The following is a 17,718-nucleotide window of genomic DNA, read 5'->3' as shown; positions in this document are numbered from 1 at the left end:
TTTACTATCGTTCCATGCTATGATGAATATGAATTAGTAGCACGGAAGGATTGTGAAGTCATTGGAATTTAGACCTTGCATCGATTTACATGAAGGCAAAGTAAAACAAATTGTCGGGAGCACTCTAGGGTATACGGATCAAGCCGTCGTAGAAAATTATATTTCTAATCATGATGCTAGCTACTTTGCTCAACTGTTTGCAAAAGATCAGTTAACGGGTGGTCACGTCATCATGCTTGGTTCAGGAAATGAAGAAGCCGCTTTAGCTGCTTTAGCTGCCTACCCCCAAGGCTTACAAATTGGCGGTGGCATTACAGCTGAAAATGCACAAAAATTTATAGATGCAGGGGCTTCACATGTCATTGTCACATCCTATATTTTTCATGATGGTCAGCTAGATTTAATACGTTTAAAACATTTAAACCAATTAATTGGTAAAGAACGTCTCGTCATTGACCTCAGTTGTAAGATGCGTGATGGAAAGTGGTTTGTCGTAACAGATAAATGGACCAGATTTAGTCATTTCGAAGTCAATGCAACGTCCATAGCCTATATTGAGCAGTTTTGTGATGAACTTTTAATTCACGCTGTTGATGTGGAAGGGAAAAAAGGCGGAATGCAAGAAAGTTTGGTACGGGATTTAGCTGCTTGGACTTCCATCCCAACCACTTACGCTGGCGGTGTTCGTTCAGTTGAAGACTTAGAAAAATTTAACCTATTAGCCAACGGAAAACTGCATGTGACCATCGGAAGTGCCCTCTCTCTTTTTGGCGGAGATTTACCATATACAGATGTAGTGAAATATTGTAAAAAGGACGGGATTTTGTGAAGCTAATTTATAAGGATTTTGTTTTCCCTTTTCAAGAAACGAATTTAGAACGTATCATTGACGGAAAATATTTCAAGGTTAATAAAAAGGACGATTCTCTTGCGATTCACGTACAACTGGATAACGAGCAAATGTTACTAGAGTTTTCAAAATCATTAAAGGCTACATGTGGCTTCTTACGTGATCAAGAAACCGAACCTTATATTGGAACCTATATAGATTTACAAGTTTTTGTAGATGAGTTTAATAAGCGTTATAACTTAAATGCTGAAATTATTAGTTAAAATAAAGGGGCAACTCATTCCCCATTGTTTAATCCCCACTTCTCATCCTATTAATCCATTCTTGTCTTTCTGAAACCTTTTATTTGTAATGGGAGTTCTATATTGTATAGCATATAAGCGTATTGGAGTATCATCGCCTACTACATTAAAAGCTACATAAACGAACCATCGCACAAATAATAAGTATTTTACTAAGAGAAAGGATTTATGAGGTATGAAAACCGAATTTGAAGTAAACTCTTTAAAGTCATTTCAAACTGAACTCACACGCTTCTTTTTAGCCTATAAATTTGCCCTACAAGAAGTGGAGACGAAAATTAATATCTTACAAGAAGAATTTAAGTTAATACACGAATATAATCCAATTGAGCATATATCGACACGTGTAAAAACACCAAAAAGTATTTTAGCGAAGATGATGAAAAAAGAGCTTCCTCCTTCAATGGAAGCCGTTCGTGAAAACATCCGTGATATAGCAGGGGCTCGGATCACCTGTTCTTTTGTAGAGGATATTTACAAGGTAAGCGCCATGTTACAGGCGCAGCATGACATAGAGGTTGTAGAGGTAAAAGATTATATTGCCCATCCAAAAGAAAATGGTTACCAAAGCTTACATCTCATTATTAAAATCCCGATCTTTATGTCAGACCATATGGAAAAGGTTTATACAGAAATCCAAATTCGTACAATAGCAATGGATTTCTGGGCAAGCTTGGAACATAAAATTTATTATAAATATAACAAAGAAGTACCCGAGCATATACGAATTGAATTAAAAGAAGCCGCCCTACAAGCAGCTGAGTTAGATCGAAAAATGGAACGGTTAAATAAAGAAATCAATATTTTAAAAGAAAATGAGACTGAGCCTTCATTGTTAGATAGTACCCCTATCTCTCATTTAGCTAACTATTTAGCAGAATTTCCTAGCAAAAATAAAGAATAAGATGATAAAAATCCACTTGGTGTTCTGCGAGAAAAATAAATCATGTTCCTTCCCGCAGAAGGTCAAGTGGATTTTCCAATTAAACTATGCTTTGGACTTTGTTGCTACAAAGAAAGAGAAAATCAGGGTACAAACTGCAAAAATAAGGGTAGCTATATATACATAGCTTACACCATTTGCAATAGTTTCCTTTAAAAAGCTAATTTCTTCTAGACTAAAGCCACCTTTTGCAAATTCCCCATTTAATTGAATTTCACCTTTGCCCAATGAAGCCATTTTTTCACTCGTTGCAAGGTTAAAAATCATCCCAAATAGAGCTGCGCCCATTGCTTGACTAAATGTATTGGTAAATGAGTTCAAACCTATAGATATACCAAGTTGCTTTGGATTGGCAACCTTTTGGATTGAAATCATTAACATCGGCATAATAAAGCCCATACCCAATCCAATTAAGGAAGAACCAAAATAGGCACTGAAATCACTGGAGCCTTCAGATAATCTTGCAAGCAATAGTGTACCTATAACAAGCAAAATCGTTCCCATTTGAATAATGCGCTTATTCGTTAAACGTCCAATTAAATAACCAGCCAAAATGGAATTCACCGTCCAGAAAACTGACATCGGTGTTAATATTAAGCCTGCTTGTGTTGCATTTTTTCCAAGAACACTTTGTGCAAATATCGGTATATAAACTGTTACACCAATGACAATAGACATTGCGCTTAATGTTAAGGCATTAATGACCATGAGTCGACCATTTTTAAACAGTGTTAATGGAATAATGGGTTCTTCAGCTCGTAGCTCTACCCAAATAAAAACACCTAAGAATATAGCTGCGATTCCATACATAAGAATTGATTGACTTGATAACCAAGCCTGCGTTTTGCTGTTTTCAATTATGACAAATAACAACGCCACCATACCAATAGTAAATAACATAGCACCGAGGTAATCAATTTTACGCTTTACGGCCTCAAGCTGTTCCTTATAATGTTTAGCTATTAAATAAATAGAAGCTAAGCCGAATGGGATGTTAATGAAAAAGATAAAATGCCATGACACTTGGTCAACGATAAAGCCACCAAATAAAGGACCAACCACGCCAGACACGCCCCATACCATACTTAAATAGCTTTGTCCTTTGGCACGTTCTTTCTCAGATTTAAACAGCTCTCCAACCATCGTTAATGTGATTGGTAAAATGGAACCTGCACCAATCCCTTGGATCGCACGAAATACAATTAATTGCTCCATCGATTGTGCTAAGCCACATAGCATGGAACCCGTTAAAAAAATAATGATTCCGATAATAATCATCCGTTTGCGACCAAATAAATCGGCTAGCTTTCCAAAGATAATGGCGGCAATTGCAGAAGCCAGTAAATAAGCGGAATATATCCAGCTTATTAAGTCAACTCCTAATAAATCAGCGGTAATACTTGGAATGGCTGTACTAACAATGGTACCTTCAATGGCAGCAAGTGCTGTTACAAGTAATAGTGCAGTAAATACTTTATTCATTTTGTCACCTTTTCCTTTCCTGCATGACATACATTACCAAGTTTGAACTGAAAAGAAAAGAGGAAGGGATTATTTTTATGTAATAGATTGACGGTAACACCACCGATTGAGATAAAATACAAAAGCAGCAAGTTGTCAATTCGGCTCTTGCTGCTTAGCATGTATTAGTTAAATCGTTGTGCAATCATATCGTAAATATAACGTGCTTGATCATATTCAGGCTCTAATGTAAATGCTTGTTTCAAATGATACATCGCATCTTCTGTTTGTTCTGTGGACACGGCATACAGTACACCTAAATTATAGTGTGCATCTGCATTATTCCAATCCTGCTCAATTAAAAGATCCAGTTCCTTCTTCCCTTCCTCAAACATTTCTAACGCACATAGCACAATGGCATAGGCTAATCGAATCTGTGTATCTTCGGGAGCAAGCTCCACGGCACGTTGTAAATAAGGCAATGCCAATTTTGAATTTTCCATGCGTTCAAAACATTTGCCCATCATATAATAGACATCCGCGCCTTCAATATGATGCTTTAATGCTTGCTCATAAAGCTTCACTGCTTCATTATAGCGTTCTGCATTGTAATATAGATTGGCTAAACCATAATAAGCTGTAGCCGCTGTTTCATCCACAGTAATGGCCTTCTGAAAGAAACGCTCAGCACGTTCTGTATCTTCGAGCACCGCTAATAGATTCCCAAAATTCACATATCCAATAGCATTTTCTGGCTCTGCTTCAATTGCTTTTGTAAATAATTGTGCAGCATCCTCATAACGTTTTTCTTGAAATGCTTGAATGCCTTGTTCATTAAAATTCATTCGTTCTTCACCTCTTATGTAGCGAAAGACTGCTTCTATGAAGCCAAGAGGCAGTAAAAGCAGTCTTAACGCAAACTATCCAACATATGTTAGTTTTTCATTACCTTTAAAGACTTCGTCAATTGTTCCGCCACCCATACATTCTTCTCCATCATAAAGAACAACTGCTTGTCCAGGAGTGATAGCACGAACAGGCTCAGCAAAAATAATATGAGCACGGCCATCTGGTAAAACTTCAACTTCTACTGGAGTATCAGTTTGACGGTAACGGAATTTTGCTGTACATGAAAATTTCCCAGGCAATTTTTTTGTCGAAGTATAATTCATTTTCACAGCAGTTAAAGATGTAGAGTATGAATACTCGTTGTCAAATCCTTGTCCTACAAGTAGAACATTTCGCTCTAAATCTTTTCCTAATACAAACCATGGCTCACCATCTCCACCAATTCCAAGACCATGTCGTTGACCAAGTGTATAGTACATTAAACCATCATGCTGTCCCATCACAACGCCATCCATCGTTTCCATTTTGCCAGGTTGAGCTGGTAAATATTGACTTAAAAATTCTTTGAAATTACGTTCTCCGATAAAGCAAATGCCCGTTGAATCTTTTTTCTTTGCAGTTGCTAATCCTGCTTCTTCTGCAATTTTACGCACTTCTTTTTTCTCAATATCACCAATAGGGAACATGACGTGAGATAATTGCTCCTGTGATAGTTGGTTTAAAAAGTATGTTTGATCTTTATTGTCATCAACACCGCGTAACATTTTGACTTCCCCGTCATCTCTGCGGTCAATACGTGCATAGTGACCTGTTGCTAAGTAATCAGCGCCAAGGTTCATGGCATGCTCTAAAAATGCTTTAAATTTAATCTCTTTATTACACATTACATCAGGGTTCGGAGTACGTCCTGCTTTATATTCTTCTAAAAAGTATGTGAAAACTTTATCCCAGTATTGTTTTTCGAAATTAACGGCATAATATGGGATACCTATTTGATTACATACTTTTATCACATCATCATAATCTTCTGTTGCTGTACAAACACCGTTTTCGTCCGTATCATCCCAGTTTTTCATAAAGATCCCGATTACTTCATACCCTTGTTGTTTTAACAAGTATGCAGCTACCGAGGAATCAACCCCACCAGACATGCCGACAACAACGCGAATTTGTGAGGGGTCACGTGTTTCTTTCATTGTGTTCACCTTTTCTTTTATCTATTTACAGTTCGTTCTTCAAAATTTGTAGAACATAACATTCGTTTCGCAAATTATTTTTTAGCTAGTTTTTTCACAATTTGTGCCGTCTTCTCAGCTGCACGTCGAATATCATTTTCCGTTAAATCCTGACCAAAGCTAAATCGAATGGAGTTTCTTAATTCCTCTGAACCTTGTCCAAACATAGCAACTAACACATGTGATGGATCAATTGATCCAGCAGTACATGCCGATCCACTCGATACACAAATTCCTGCTATATCAAGATTTACTAAAAATGATTCTACTTCCATGCCATCAAAACTGATATTTAGAATATGCGGTAATGACTGCTCCTCATTGCCATTCACATGGAACGCTAACTTTTCCTGTGAAAAAACATCAAGCATAATTTGCTTAAAGTGATTGTATAGTGAACGCTTTTCTTCACGCAACTCATTTGCAACTTGTACAGCTTTTGCAAAACCAATAATAGCTGGTATATTTTCAGTACCTGCGCGACGTTTTTTCTCTTGTGCGCCTCCTAAAGCATAACTCGCTAACGGTGTGCCCGTCTTTTGGTAAAGGAATCCAATTCCTTTAGGACCATTGATTTTATGAGCGGATACACTTAATAAATCAACTTGTAATTGGTCTACATCTATCGCCTCTAAGCCATAAGCCTGTACAGCATCTGTATGGAATGTAGCCTGATGATTACGCAATAGCTCACCAATTTCCGCAATAGGCTGAATCGTACCTACCTCATTATTACCATACATAATCGTTACTAAAACGGTATCTTCACGGAGTGCTTTTTGGACATCCTCCACCGCTACACGTCCCATTTGGTCTACTGGTAAATAGGTCACGTCGAAGCCTTCCCGTTCAAGTTTTTCACAAGTATGTAACACCGCATGATGCTCAACTTGAGTTGTAATAATGTGTTTTCCTTCATTCGCACGGGCATAGACAGTCCCAAAGATAGCCGTATTATCAGCTTCCGTACCACCACTTGTTAAAATAATCTCCCCCGCCTGAGCACCAATGGAATTGGCTAATACCTCACGAGCATCGTCCAAATATTTTCGTGCTTCTCGACCTGCTCCATGAATACTTGATGCGTTGCCAAATACTTGCTGCATAGCAGTTGTCATCGCTTCTATGACTTGGCCGTTCATCGGAGATGTGGCTGCATGATCGAGATAGATATATGAATTCATGTTTAAAAAACTCCTTTTTGATAAAAAGCGCTGGAACCCACATTGATTATCATTCGCTTGTCAAAAGCATTCAGCTTGAAGTCCATTACTTCAACCAACATATGATAAGAATGGGGGAGCAGCGCTTTAGCCTAAACATTTTAAATATAGAACATATAGCCTTCTGCTACATTTTCTTCTGTATATTGTGCTAAATCTTCAATTGTTGTTGTGTCTAATACATTTTTTACCGCATCACGAATACGAAGCCATAGCTCTCGTTGTGGTGCTTCCTCATTTTCGATACCCTCTACAGGTTGAATCGGCCCTTCTAGTACACTAATAACATGGGCAGCTGAAATTTCGCTAGGTGGATTCGCTAGCATATAACCACCATAAGCACCACGTACACTTTTTACTAAGCCTGAATTACGAAGCGGGGACACTAATTGCTCTAAATAGGCTTCAGAAAGCTCTTTTTCCGCAGCAATTTTACGCAATGGAATAGGTCCTTCCCCATAATGCTTTGCTAATTCAATCATAATCGTAAGCCCATAACGGCCCTTTGTTGAAATTTTCATTTTATCACCCTCAATTAGTCTAGTCAAAAATACTACCAACAGTATATCATAATCTCCTCTTGAAGAACTCGGAAATACACCTAGAAGGATATGATATACTAATAAATGCGATTCATACTCGTTCAAAAATGACCATCAGCGCTTTATTTTAACGTAAAAACATGGTCGAAGCAAAACATGACAACGACTGAAAGGGGGAATTATTATGCACAATGAACCACTCGCTTTTCGAATGCGTCCTTTAACCCTTGATGAGATTGTTGGTCATCAGGATTTCATTGGTCCCAACACAGCCCTTTATAAAATGATTCAAAACGAACATGTACCTTCGATGTTGCTATACGGAGAGCCCGGCATTGGTAAAACATCTATCGCGAATGCTATTGCAGGAAGCTCAAAGCTCCCTTTCTTTGCACTGAATGCAACTCGTGCTGGTAAAAAAGATGTGGAAGATATTGTACAAGAAGCTAGAATTTCCGGAAAAGTACTCCTTTTTTTAGATGAGATTCATCGTTTCAATAAATTACAGCAGGATACTTTATTACCACATGTTGAAAACGGCTCCATTGTATTGATTGGTGCTACAACGGAAAATCCTTACCATGATGTGAATCCAGCTATCCGTTCACGTTGTGGGGAGATTTATCAACTAAAACGGCTAACAAAAGATCATTTAATTGAGCTTATAAAAAAAGCTCTAGCGGATGAAAAACGAGGCCTTGGTAAATATCATTTTGCATTAACTGATGCTCAAATCGAACAAATTGCTGGAGCAGCTAATGGAGATGCACGAAAGGCATTGACTTTACTTGAATCTATTTACTATGCAAGCGATGAGGTGGATGGGCAAGCCATTGCAGCTGACCACATCATTGAGCACCTCATTAGCCGCATTGGTGTTTATGGCGATAAAAAAGGTTCTCATTTTTATAATTTACTATCTGCCTTGCAAAAATCTGTACGAGGTAGTGACACAAATGCCGCTTTATATTATTTAGCGCATTTATTAGAAACAGGTGATTTAGTAGCTGTCTGCAGACGACTCCTTGTTATGGCCTACGAAGACATAGGTTTAGCCAATCCTGAAGTCGGCCCTCATATGTTGGCAGCAGTCCAAGCAGCAGAACGACTCGGATTACCAGAAGCGCGAATACCACTTGCAAGTGCTGTTATTGAAATGTGTTTATCATCCAAATCCAATTCCGCTATTGCTGCAATTGATGCTGCCATAACGGCCATTCATGAAGGGAGAACAGGTGATATTCCACACCATTTACGCGATGCTCATTATGAAGGTGCGAAAGATTTAGGGCATGTCGGCTACCAATACCCACATAACACGCCGATTGGCACTTTTGGCGGTTGGGTGGATCAGCAATATTTACCCGATGAGCTTGTAGGAACAGAATTTTATAAACCGGTGATTGCTGGTGAAGAAAAACGAATGGCAGGCATTTACGAAAAGCTCAAATCATTTCATCAATAAAAGCACAAAAGCAAAGTTACTAGCAATCGTGACTTTGCTTTTTTTATAATGAAGACTACACTGGCAATCATCCTGTAAAGCTCGGGTTATTAGTTGTGTAACGTTCCTTGTAAAATTGTTTTAAAGGTTCAGCTATATGGCGAAGCGATGGCAAAATGGATTCTTCTCCATCTTCTTCATTTGCCTTACTATGCAAAAAAACAATTAAATTATACGATTGATACAATAAACTTGCGAACTCTTGATTGTTTTCTCTTACTTCAAAGCGAATGGCTTTTACAGCAACTGCTTCTGCAATTTTTTGTTCCCTTGTTTCAAAAAACTCCTCATCAAGTACTTCATCATCTGACACCCGATATAATAGTTTTAATGAACCATATACTTCTTGATTGTTACTAAAACGATCCTTTAACCACTGCAAGACAAATTGTAAAAGAATAACGGCATAAATAAGGGAAAGACATTCATCATCTCGTGACTTTTTAGCTAAACGTTGAAAGTATTCTGCTTGTGTAACTAACTCAAAAAGAATTAAACGGATTGGAAATAGCATGGCATGACCGCTATTGACGTATAATTTATCTCGATCCCTATACAGCGCCAACCAAATATCTTTGACTAATGAAATCGATTTTCTTGTAGAAAGAGCTAATTGACATTGAATCAACTCATGCTCAATCGTTGAGTGGATAAGTCGTTGAAATAGATGCTCATCTTCCTCGCTGATTAGTAATAGTGGTTTTTCCAAATTCGCCAGATCTATTTCTATTCCGTTTACTATCATTGCCTAGCCCCCTTCCAATAAGTTTGACAACATCAAATAGAGTGAGCATATGTACTACCAATTTTTTAACTAATTCGACAAAAATTCATAAATACCTTTTAAAAAAACATGTCTTTTTTATGCTTGTATAAAAAAAGAATCTACAAGACTTAATAAGCAAGTAAATCGATTATCTTCTACACCGTACACTGTAGAAAAAGCTAGAATTAATTGAATAAGTTATGTAGATTCTTGTCTAATATGCTATTTTCTGAAAATAGATGGTCTAGTCTTGTCTATGCTGACAGTTCTTGATCAACAAATAATTTAAACTGTTTTAGACAGCTCTTCACATCACCTTTTTGGGACAACACTTCATCGCGTATTATTGTCGTTTTTTCTTCATCCTCTAGCACTTCCGCTAAAAGGGCCAAGATATCTGTTAATAATTGTTCATTCTCTTCCTGTTCGATACTTGGTAAAGAATAGGCAGCTATTGTTAATAAACGCTCCACTTTTTCAGGTGTTTTTTGTAAAGCATTTGAGGAATAATAAGTCGATGCAGCTAAAAAGTAACATAATTTTGCACAGCAATCGATAAATAAATGCCAATACGTATTCGCACTTGGTAATTCTCCAGCACGCTGATCAATATACGCCTTATAATATGTTGTTACTTGTGTATATAAAGGATTTAATTCTCTCATGGCTTTCGGATAATTGTTGGAGGTATCCAAATAGTCAAATACAATGGCATTCATTTTCTCTTGAAGTTTAACAATATCTAAATGATCACGAATTACTTGAATTTCCATTTTCCCACTCTCCCATATGTCATTTGTTGTTTTCACATTTTGCTATTCATTGAGTAGCAATAGCATCCCAAACAAACTGATCGATTATCTTATGGATGATTCAAATTATAGCAATAAACCATATGAAGAAGTGTAGACATGAAAAAAATAAGACAATTTCGTGAATTAATAGCATTTTATGTACATAAGAGGAACTATTTTGGTAAAATTATACCCTTTGTACATATTCATCAAATAACCATTGTTCCTGTGCTTGATCAACAATTTCGAGAATACTACCCTGCATATATTTTTTAATGCGCTTTTTTGGTGTATAAAAATAAGCATTATTCCTAATTAACCACTCACTTAATGTTAAATCACCCTCTACATATTGATCTGTTAATATTTTCTTATGGCGCAGAACATCCGCCATTTTATAAAAACCATCTGATAATTCATAAGCCGATACATCGAAATTAAAAATGGGGCTGACAACCTGTCCAACGTCAAAAATATGGATGGTTTGCTTTTCTTCATCTATAGCTAACTCTACTGTGCTAATTTCATCGAAAAGATTTAAACCTCTATATTCCATTTGATAAATTTTTTCCATCTGTTTACGCCTCCTTTTAAGAACGGTCTAATTGTAACACAGAAAAAGTAGCTACCTCTAAAAATTGAAGGTAGCTACTTCTACAAAAATAATCCATGATATTGTTTGTTGCAATGTATGGTTTTAACCTTGTACACGAGTAATTTTAACATCTTTTAAGATGGTATTGACTACCCAACTAGCAGCAATTAAACCTGCAACTGACGGCACAAAAGCATTGGACGATGGCGGCATCTTTGCTTTGCGGATCGCCGCATCTGGCTTCCCAACATGTTCTACAACATCTGGTCGAACGACAATCGGGCTCTCATCCGAAAATACAACGGTTACCCCTTTATGAATTCCGTCTTTTCGTAGCTTTGTACGTATGATTTTAGCTAGAGGGTCTGTGTGTGTTTTTGATATATCAGCAATTTGGAAGCGAGTAGGATCCATTTTATTTGCTGCACCCATACTTGATATAATAGGAATATTACGCTTTAAACATTCCTTCATTAAATGAATTTTATACATAACTGTATCACTTGCATCGATTACATAATCAATGTTTTGTGCAAAAAATTCCTCATATGTTTCTTCCGTGTAAAACATATGCATATCAATCACTTCACATGCTGGATTAATATCTGCTATGCGCTCTTTCATTACAGCTGATTTAGATTTGCCCACAGTAGATAGATATGCCACTAATTGTCTGTTGACATTTGTAATATCTACATTATCTTTATCAACTAAAATGATGCGGCCGATCCCACTGCGTGCACATGCCTCAGCAGCGAATGATCCCACACCACCCACACCAAGAATGGCAACCGTTGTATTTTTTAATTTTTCGAGACCCTCTGTTCCTATTGCGAGCTCGTTACGTGAAAATTGATGTAACATCCTGACACTCTCCATCTATGAAATTTTATTAGTAAACCTAGTTATATACTAAGATAAAAAACACAACCTATCTTACATTTTATCATGTTATTCATCAAGTGAAAATTATAAAGAAAAAAATAGTTGCCTACTTATAGTCATACTATAAAGAGCAATTGAATCACTTCAACTACTCTTTGATTACTACATATAATTTTTTTGAAATGCTTCAACAAAAGACATATGAGGCTGAACGTTTAGCTGTTGAAATGCTGCAATTACTGCCCCACCAATTGGCGGTAAAGCCGGTGTCTTAAAGCTGAGAGGTAATGCTTCCTCTAGTGCCATAGCTTGAAGTCTTGGAACAAAATGTGCTTCATTGGTAAACACCCCACCTACTAAGACGACTGGTACTTTGTCTTGCTCCCACTGCATATCCAAATAGCAAGCACTAATCGCCTTATAATAGTTTTGACAAGCATTTTCTATTATTTGCTTAGCTACAAGATCCCCATTGTCAGCTGCTTCAAAAATATACACACTCAATGGAGCGACGACCGTACGTGGATGTTCCTCGCCATAAATATGGGCTATTAATTGTGGCACAGTTTTTACAGAAAAATGATGCAGCACAGCTTCGGTTAAGAGTGTAGCTGTTGCTCTTCCATCATAACTTTGAAATACGGCTTTTAGCAGCTGAACACCTAAATCATAGCCGCTACCTTCATCATCAAAAAGATAGCCCCATCCACCTACTCGATGAAAGCGTTGGTGACAATCGTACCCCATCGTAATGGCCCCTGTTCCAGCAATTTGAACAATCCCTGCTTTGCCAAGTGTACCTGCATAAAGAGCAATTAATGCATCATTATCCACCCTAATTGTTGCGGCTTTGGAAACATAGTGTCGTAAAACAGCTACAACCATGCCTCCTGCTTGTAGCTCCTGAACTCCTGCCATACCAGCAAAACAGCTAGCAACTTCTGCAAGTGCTTGTGGATTTTGCTGCTGTAAATTTTGCATGATTTTATGCAAAATTGCCTCAAAATAGGTTCTATCCATCGCTGTTGGATTACTTCTTGTCGTCACCACTTGAGCATAAATATTCCCCTTTTCATCACAAATAACTGCTGCCGTTTTCGTTCCACCACCATCAATTGCTAATACATACATAACAATTTTTCCCCCCATAAAGAAAAAGAGATTGATAACTCAATCCCTTCCTCTCCATTCTTTACTTTGTAAACCCAAATGATGCCCATGGTTGGATATATGGTAATAAAAATCGCTCTTCCTCGACAATGCTAGCAACGACATTGCTGGAACCAGCATTTGGAATGTCCTTCAGAACAATTTGAAGCTCACCTTTATAACGAACATCAAGATTATTATCAATCGTAACATCACCTAGTTTAAGTGGACGTGTATCATGGATAGGAAAATCCTCATTTTTATATTTAACTCGAGATTGAGTACTCCGAATGACATAATCAGAAACATCACCACGATTAAAATGAGGCTCCTGAAAAAGAATGGTCTCCTCTAAACTACTAGTATCTGAGGACTGGCTCACCTTTAATTCAAGCTTATAGCGATTTAATTGACCTAATGCTCGTATTTCTTCCTCTGAAGCATACATATTGCCAATAATACAATCATCTATTAGCCCCGTGTGCCATAAATCTTTTGCCTGTACAGTAACTGGTAGTTGACGGTGCTCCTCTAGTGTTGGTAAACCATGTTCCGTTTGCTCCCAAGGTCCAAATTTACCATGCTGTGAGGAAATCATCGCTGCCGTTCTTATATTGTGTTCCTTAAAGCATTGTGATGTTTGTAAAAAATGCTGACGAGATAAACCAGTAAAGCGTCTTGGATAAAAATTATGACAGCCAATAATATTCTCTTTATTTGCTTGGTAAGATAACACATTATCGACATACTTCGTACCATTACTAATATTTAATTCTATCTTCAGATTACTTGCGTCAAAAGACATCAGCGCTTCTTCGTGACCTGAAAATCCCATGTCTAAACGTATAGCTGCCAAAGAAAAATGTTCTTTTAAATAGCCAATATCCCTATAGGTATAGCCTAAATCATCAAAAACGGCTGGTGCGATATCAGCTGAAATGTCAAAACCTAACTGTTGAGCAAATTGGTTAATTTGCTGTAATTTCTGGCGTTCTTCCTTCTGCTTTAATGACATCAGACATGTAAAAATACGGTCAAAGCCATTGTCATGGGCAAGCTGAACATAGCGCTTCATTTCGTCAAGTGTAGTATGCTGCGGATAGAGCGAAATTCCTAATCTTCTCACTTTAAACCCTCCATTAGTTCACGCTTAAACTTCTACTTTTTGCCCTTCTGCTTGGACAACAGCTTGTTGTTCATTTTGTGCTGCTAAAGCAGCTTTTTGCTCATTCTGCCTTGCCATACGGTTTGCCATCGAAATAAATGGCAAATAAATACAAACGGCAATAACAATTAACACAATACTTAAGACTGCCCCACGCCAAGATTGAGTTGCTAGAAATCCGTTAATAATCGGAGGTGTTGTCCATGGTGGTGCTACAGTAGCTGCTGGCACCCAGCCCAACTTCGTTGCAAAGAAGGCAATCGTTACGTTTACCATTGGTGTCAAAATGAAAGGTACGAATAAAACCGGGTTTAATACAATTGGCAGTCCGAAAAGTAATGGCTCATTAATATTGAAAATCCCAGGAGCTGCGGATAATTTTCCAACTGTATTATATTGCTTATTCTTTCTTGCAAATAGGAATATCGCAATAATAAGTGCTATTGTCGTACCAGAGCCTCCCATGTTAATAAATGCATCAAAGAATGGTTTATTTACAATGTAAGGCGCTACTTTACCAGCAGAGATAGCAGCAACGTTTTCGTTAATAGCTGGTAAATTAATCGTTTGCATAAATGGTTCAATGATATTTGCTCCATGAACGCCAAGTGTCCATAAAAATGTAGGGATAAATGCCAAAATTAAAGCCGCAAGCCATGTATTTGTTAGACCCATAAATGGCTCCTGAATCGCCGTGTAGAAGGAACCAACAATATCTGGTATATCAAAACCTGCCGAAATAATTGTTCGAACTAGAGCAAATAATCCAATAGTTATTATGGCAGGTAGTAACGCTGCAAATGATTTCGCAACAGCTGGTGGTACACCATTTGGCATTTTAATTAGTAACTTGGGATTGCCAGACAATTTACAAAACAATTCTGTAGAAAGTAGTGCAATGATCAGAGCAATGAATATACCACCTGTACCTGTAGTTAATCCTGTTAATCCACCTTCACCAAACGTACCAAATGTCATATAGCTAGCAAGCCCTATTACTCCACCAGATAATGCATCTTTGTCATAGCTTTTCGTCAAATGATAGGCAACACAAAAGGCTAGTAATAGTGAAATAATTCCAAATGTAGCTCCCCAAATATTGCCACCAAACTGTGTCCATGTCTCATGCTTCCAAATGGCATCGAGTGCATTTTGATAAAATTTGATAGGCAAATTGTTAATAAGTACAGCCAGAGATCCCACAATCGTTAAAGGCATAATCGTAATAAATCCATCACGAATGGCAACTAAATGACGCTGATTTCCAACCCTTGCAGCAACCGGTACAAATTTCTCTTCTAAAAAACGGAACATCCCCATACACTCCCTTTGCTTTTTATTGTTACATCAAAATTTGATGTTACTCCCCTTTGATTCGTTCATATAGCTCAATCATTTCCTGTGCTAAATCACGAAATGTAATAGCATTCATTAAATGATCTTGTGCATGAATTAATAACATAGAAACCTCTACTTTTTCTCCCCTTGCTTCTTGAGACAGTAACCCCGTTTGAGCGTGATGTGCATCAATTAGAGATTCATTCGCTAATTTGATTTTCTCCTTCGCCGCCTCAATTTCCCCTTTTTTTGCTAGCTGAATAGCTTCCATACACTCACTTTTCGTATTACCACTATGCACAATAAGACCCATAATCGATTCCATTAATGCTACTTCTCCCATTTCCCGTTGTCCTCTCTTTCATCCTATTAATTGCAGGGCTTGCTTCAAGACATTCTCCCCATTCATCATGCCGTAATCCGCCATATTAATAACATCAATAGGAAAACCCATATCCTTGTATTTTGATTCAAACGTGCCCTTCAAGTAGCGTACCTGAGGGCCTAGTAAAAGCACATCCGCCTTTTTCGCAGCTAATACTTTTTCAACCTCTCCTTCTGCAATAGCATAAATATCAGCTTCAATATTTTTCTCCTGTGCGGCTTTTTGCATCTTCGATACTAATAAGCTAGTACTCATGCCTGCTACACACACTAACATGATGTTTTTCATTCGAAACACTCCTTTAATGTTTTTATTTTGTAATCGCTTACTTATGTTGAGAATAGCACCTATTGGTATATACCACAATACAATTTTTACATTAAATATATGTTAAGCTAATAAATTACAAAATTGGGCTATTGCAGTTGTATAGCATAATTAACGATTCTTTTTAACTGGTATAGTCCAGAAAAAAGTTCAAAAAATTTTTATATTTCCATCAAATTTAATGCCTAAAAATACTCATAAAAAGCAGGTTTTTCTGAAGGTAACGCCCTTTGCCAATGATCAATTATCTTTTTCTCTATAGGCTGATTAGCATAGATAACTGCTTCTTTTACAGAAAGATAGCCCACCATCATTGCAGAAAAAAGATTAATTGGTAGTGTTAACATATGCATGGTATCGGTTGAATTTGTCTCAATTATTGATACATGACCATTTTTATTTATTTGATAGACATGCTCATTCCAATGACAAAAAGAATCTTCAATACGAATAGTCAAAATGTCATTAATCTCTCCCCATGGATACTGCTGCATGAATGCATAAACGTCCACCACCCTAATCATGACATCCTGAACGACTTCCTTTTTGAATTGTGGCTCTTTGAAATAAAAGCCAAATGGATAATGATTGCTAGTAACTCCTGTAATGTTACTAACACTTGCTGCATGCGACGTAATATAACGCCATATTGCTTGTTCCGCTAAATGATTGGCTACAATAAAATCTTGAACTTCAAATGTCTCCTGCCTTATTGCATAACGAATATACCCCTCTAGATGCCCATCTAGAAAATAAGCTGCAAAATGACTATCAGGGCTCCTTCTCTCAATTCGCTTCCACCAAGCATCATCACGTACCATGCCACCATGTTGTACGATTGCCATTGCATTATGAAATTCCTTAATACCCTGAAAAAGATCGGGATCTAACCATTCAAAGCTCATCCTTTTAACGACATCTAGTTGTTTACCTAAATCCGGAAAATTCGCTTGTGGAATCGTATAATGAAGCTTCTCAAAAAATAGTTCCCACCCAAAATATCGATAGAATGACACGGAATAAGGTGCTAAAACAGAAATCGTCTGCCCATTGTTCCGCATTTTTTGCAGTGCTTCCGTCATGAGCCTTTTCACAATTCCCTGTTGCCGATACTCTGGATATGTAGCGACAAATCCTATCCCCCCCATTTTGTACTGGACGCCATGCACCGTCATGTTTAATGGTAATATTAGAAGCTGCCCAACGACTTTTTTATCATCATAAGCCCCTAGTGTTGTGCTATGCTCAATCCAATAGTGAAAATCGTCTCGACGAGCCTTTGTATATTTATTTGGAAAACAATAATCCCTCAATTGATGTATTTGCCAATAATCGTTAGGTGAGACAATGTTAATGTTCATACTTAACCACCTCTGTTTAATGAATATTCTGATAAATATTGATA

General features: G+C 37.4%; 19 protein-coding genes. 4 read left to right on the top strand and 15 right to left on the bottom strand.

Going from position 1 to position 17,718, the window contains the following annotated elements; translation table 11 throughout:
* The first annotated feature begins 61 nt into the window (after positions 1–61).
* The 3 genes from hisA (at position 62) to SJW71_RS08110 (ending at position 2,056) form a co-directional block, all read left to right on the top strand.
* The gene (gene hisA, locus SJW71_RS08120; RefSeq protein WP_312506732.1) at positions 62–829 is read left to right on the top strand and encodes a phosphoribosylformimino-5-aminoimidazole carboxamide ribotide isomerase; all 768 of its coding nucleotides are present in this window, start codon (positions 62–64) and stop codon (positions 827–829) included.
* Positions 826–1,113, top strand: a complete 288-nt coding sequence (locus SJW71_RS08115) for a hypothetical protein (protein ID WP_274793874.1) — start codon at positions 826–828, stop codon at positions 1,111–1,113. Before hisA ends, SJW71_RS08115 begins: the two co-directional genes overlap by 4 nt.
* Positions 1,114–1,327: 214 nt before the next feature.
* Positions 1,328–2,056, top strand: coding sequence for a GTP pyrophosphokinase (locus SJW71_RS08110; RefSeq protein WP_274793875.1), 729 nt, complete (start codon positions 1,328–1,330; stop codon positions 2,054–2,056).
* 84 nt (positions 2,057–2,140) lie between these two features.
* Here SJW71_RS08110 and SJW71_RS08105 read toward each other — a convergent pair whose 3' ends face one another.
* From SJW71_RS08105 to cymR, 5 genes are all read right to left on the bottom strand, one after another.
* Positions 2,141–3,577 (bottom strand): DHA2 family efflux MFS transporter permease subunit, encoded by a 1,437-nt coding sequence (locus SJW71_RS08105; RefSeq protein WP_312506733.1) that lies wholly within the window; start codon positions 3,575–3,577, stop codon positions 2,141–2,143.
* 164 nt (positions 3,578–3,741) lie between these two features.
* Positions 3,742–4,401 (bottom strand): tetratricopeptide repeat protein, encoded by a 660-nt coding sequence (locus SJW71_RS08100; RefSeq protein WP_274793877.1) that lies wholly within the window; start codon positions 4,399–4,401, stop codon positions 3,742–3,744.
* A gap of 75 nt (positions 4,402–4,476) precedes the next feature.
* Entirely contained in the window at positions 4,477–5,601 is a 1,125-nt protein-coding gene (gene mnmA, locus SJW71_RS08095; RefSeq protein ID WP_312506734.1) for a tRNA 2-thiouridine(34) synthase MnmA, read from the bottom strand.
* 74 nt (positions 5,602–5,675) lie between these two features.
* Entirely contained in the window at positions 5,676–6,824 is a 1,149-nt protein-coding gene (locus tag SJW71_RS08090; protein WP_312506735.1) for a cysteine desulfurase family protein, read from the bottom strand.
* Positions 6,825–6,964: 140 nt separating this feature from the next.
* Positions 6,965–7,384: a cysteine metabolism transcriptional regulator CymR gene (gene cymR / locus SJW71_RS08085; RefSeq protein WP_008181126.1), complete on the bottom strand. Its 420-nt coding sequence runs from the start codon at positions 7,382–7,384 to the stop codon at positions 6,965–6,967.
* 205 nt (positions 7,385–7,589) lie between these two features.
* Here cymR and SJW71_RS08080 point away from each other — a divergent pair, with 205 nt between their 5' ends.
* Positions 7,590–8,870, top strand: a complete 1,281-nt coding sequence (locus SJW71_RS08080; RefSeq protein WP_274793880.1) for a replication-associated recombination protein A — start codon at positions 7,590–7,592, stop codon at positions 8,868–8,870.
* Between the two features lie 67 nt (positions 8,871–8,937).
* On the opposite strand, the gene SJW71_RS08075 is transcribed toward SJW71_RS08080, so the two are convergent.
* From SJW71_RS08075 to SJW71_RS08030, 10 genes are all read right to left on the bottom strand, one after another.
* Positions 8,938–9,654, bottom strand: a complete 717-nt coding sequence (locus SJW71_RS08075) for a hypothetical protein (RefSeq protein ID WP_407134129.1) — start codon at positions 9,652–9,654, stop codon at positions 8,938–8,940.
* Between the two features lie 275 nt (positions 9,655–9,929).
* On the bottom strand, positions 9,930–10,448 hold the full coding sequence (locus tag SJW71_RS08070; RefSeq protein ID WP_274793882.1) for a hypothetical protein: 519 nt from the start codon (positions 10,446–10,448) through the stop codon (positions 9,930–9,932).
* Between the two features lie 208 nt (positions 10,449–10,656).
* The gene (locus SJW71_RS08065; protein WP_274793883.1) at positions 10,657–11,043 is read right to left on the bottom strand and encodes a hypothetical protein; all 387 of its coding nucleotides are present in this window, start codon (positions 11,041–11,043) and stop codon (positions 10,657–10,659) included.
* A gap of 123 nt (positions 11,044–11,166) precedes the next feature.
* A complete protein-coding gene (locus SJW71_RS08060; RefSeq protein ID WP_312506738.1) occupies positions 11,167–11,928 on the bottom strand; it encodes a tRNA threonylcarbamoyladenosine dehydratase in 762 nt (253 codons plus the stop codon).
* A 183-nt stretch (positions 11,929–12,111) separates the two neighbouring features.
* Entirely contained in the window at positions 12,112–13,080 is a 969-nt protein-coding gene (locus SJW71_RS08055) for an N-acetylglucosamine kinase (RefSeq protein WP_431811991.1), read from the bottom strand.
* 61 nt (positions 13,081–13,141) lie between these two features.
* Positions 13,142–14,224: a DUF871 domain-containing protein gene (locus tag SJW71_RS08050; protein WP_431811990.1), complete on the bottom strand. Its 1,083-nt coding sequence runs from the start codon at positions 14,222–14,224 to the stop codon at positions 13,142–13,144.
* A gap of 24 nt (positions 14,225–14,248) precedes the next feature.
* Positions 14,249–15,577: a PTS sugar transporter subunit IIC gene (locus tag SJW71_RS08045; protein ID WP_274793887.1), complete on the bottom strand. Its 1,329-nt coding sequence runs from the start codon at positions 15,575–15,577 to the stop codon at positions 14,249–14,251.
* A 46-nt stretch (positions 15,578–15,623) separates the two neighbouring features.
* Positions 15,624–15,944 carry a PTS lactose/cellobiose transporter subunit IIA gene (locus SJW71_RS08040; RefSeq protein ID WP_274793888.1) on the bottom strand — a complete coding sequence of 107 codons (321 nt, stop codon included), beginning with the start codon at positions 15,942–15,944 and terminating at the stop codon, positions 15,624–15,626.
* An 18-nt stretch (positions 15,945–15,962) separates the two neighbouring features.
* Positions 15,963–16,274, bottom strand: a complete 312-nt coding sequence (locus SJW71_RS08035; RefSeq protein WP_274793889.1) for a PTS sugar transporter subunit IIB — start codon at positions 16,272–16,274, stop codon at positions 15,963–15,965.
* A 224-nt stretch (positions 16,275–16,498) separates the two neighbouring features.
* Positions 16,499–17,674, bottom strand: coding sequence for a GNAT family N-acetyltransferase (locus tag SJW71_RS08030; protein ID WP_431811989.1), 1,176 nt, complete (start codon positions 17,672–17,674; stop codon positions 16,499–16,501).
* Positions 17,675–17,718: the final 44 nt, after the last annotated feature.

The sequence above is a fragment of the Lysinibacillus sp. FW12 genome (assembly GCF_050817245.1).
GTDB classification, from domain to species: domain Bacteria; phylum Bacillota; class Bacilli; order Bacillales_A; family Planococcaceae; genus Lysinibacillus; species Lysinibacillus irui.
The sequence above is the reverse complement of the archived record's forward strand: the minus strand, read 5'-3'. Positions and strand labels throughout refer to the sequence as shown.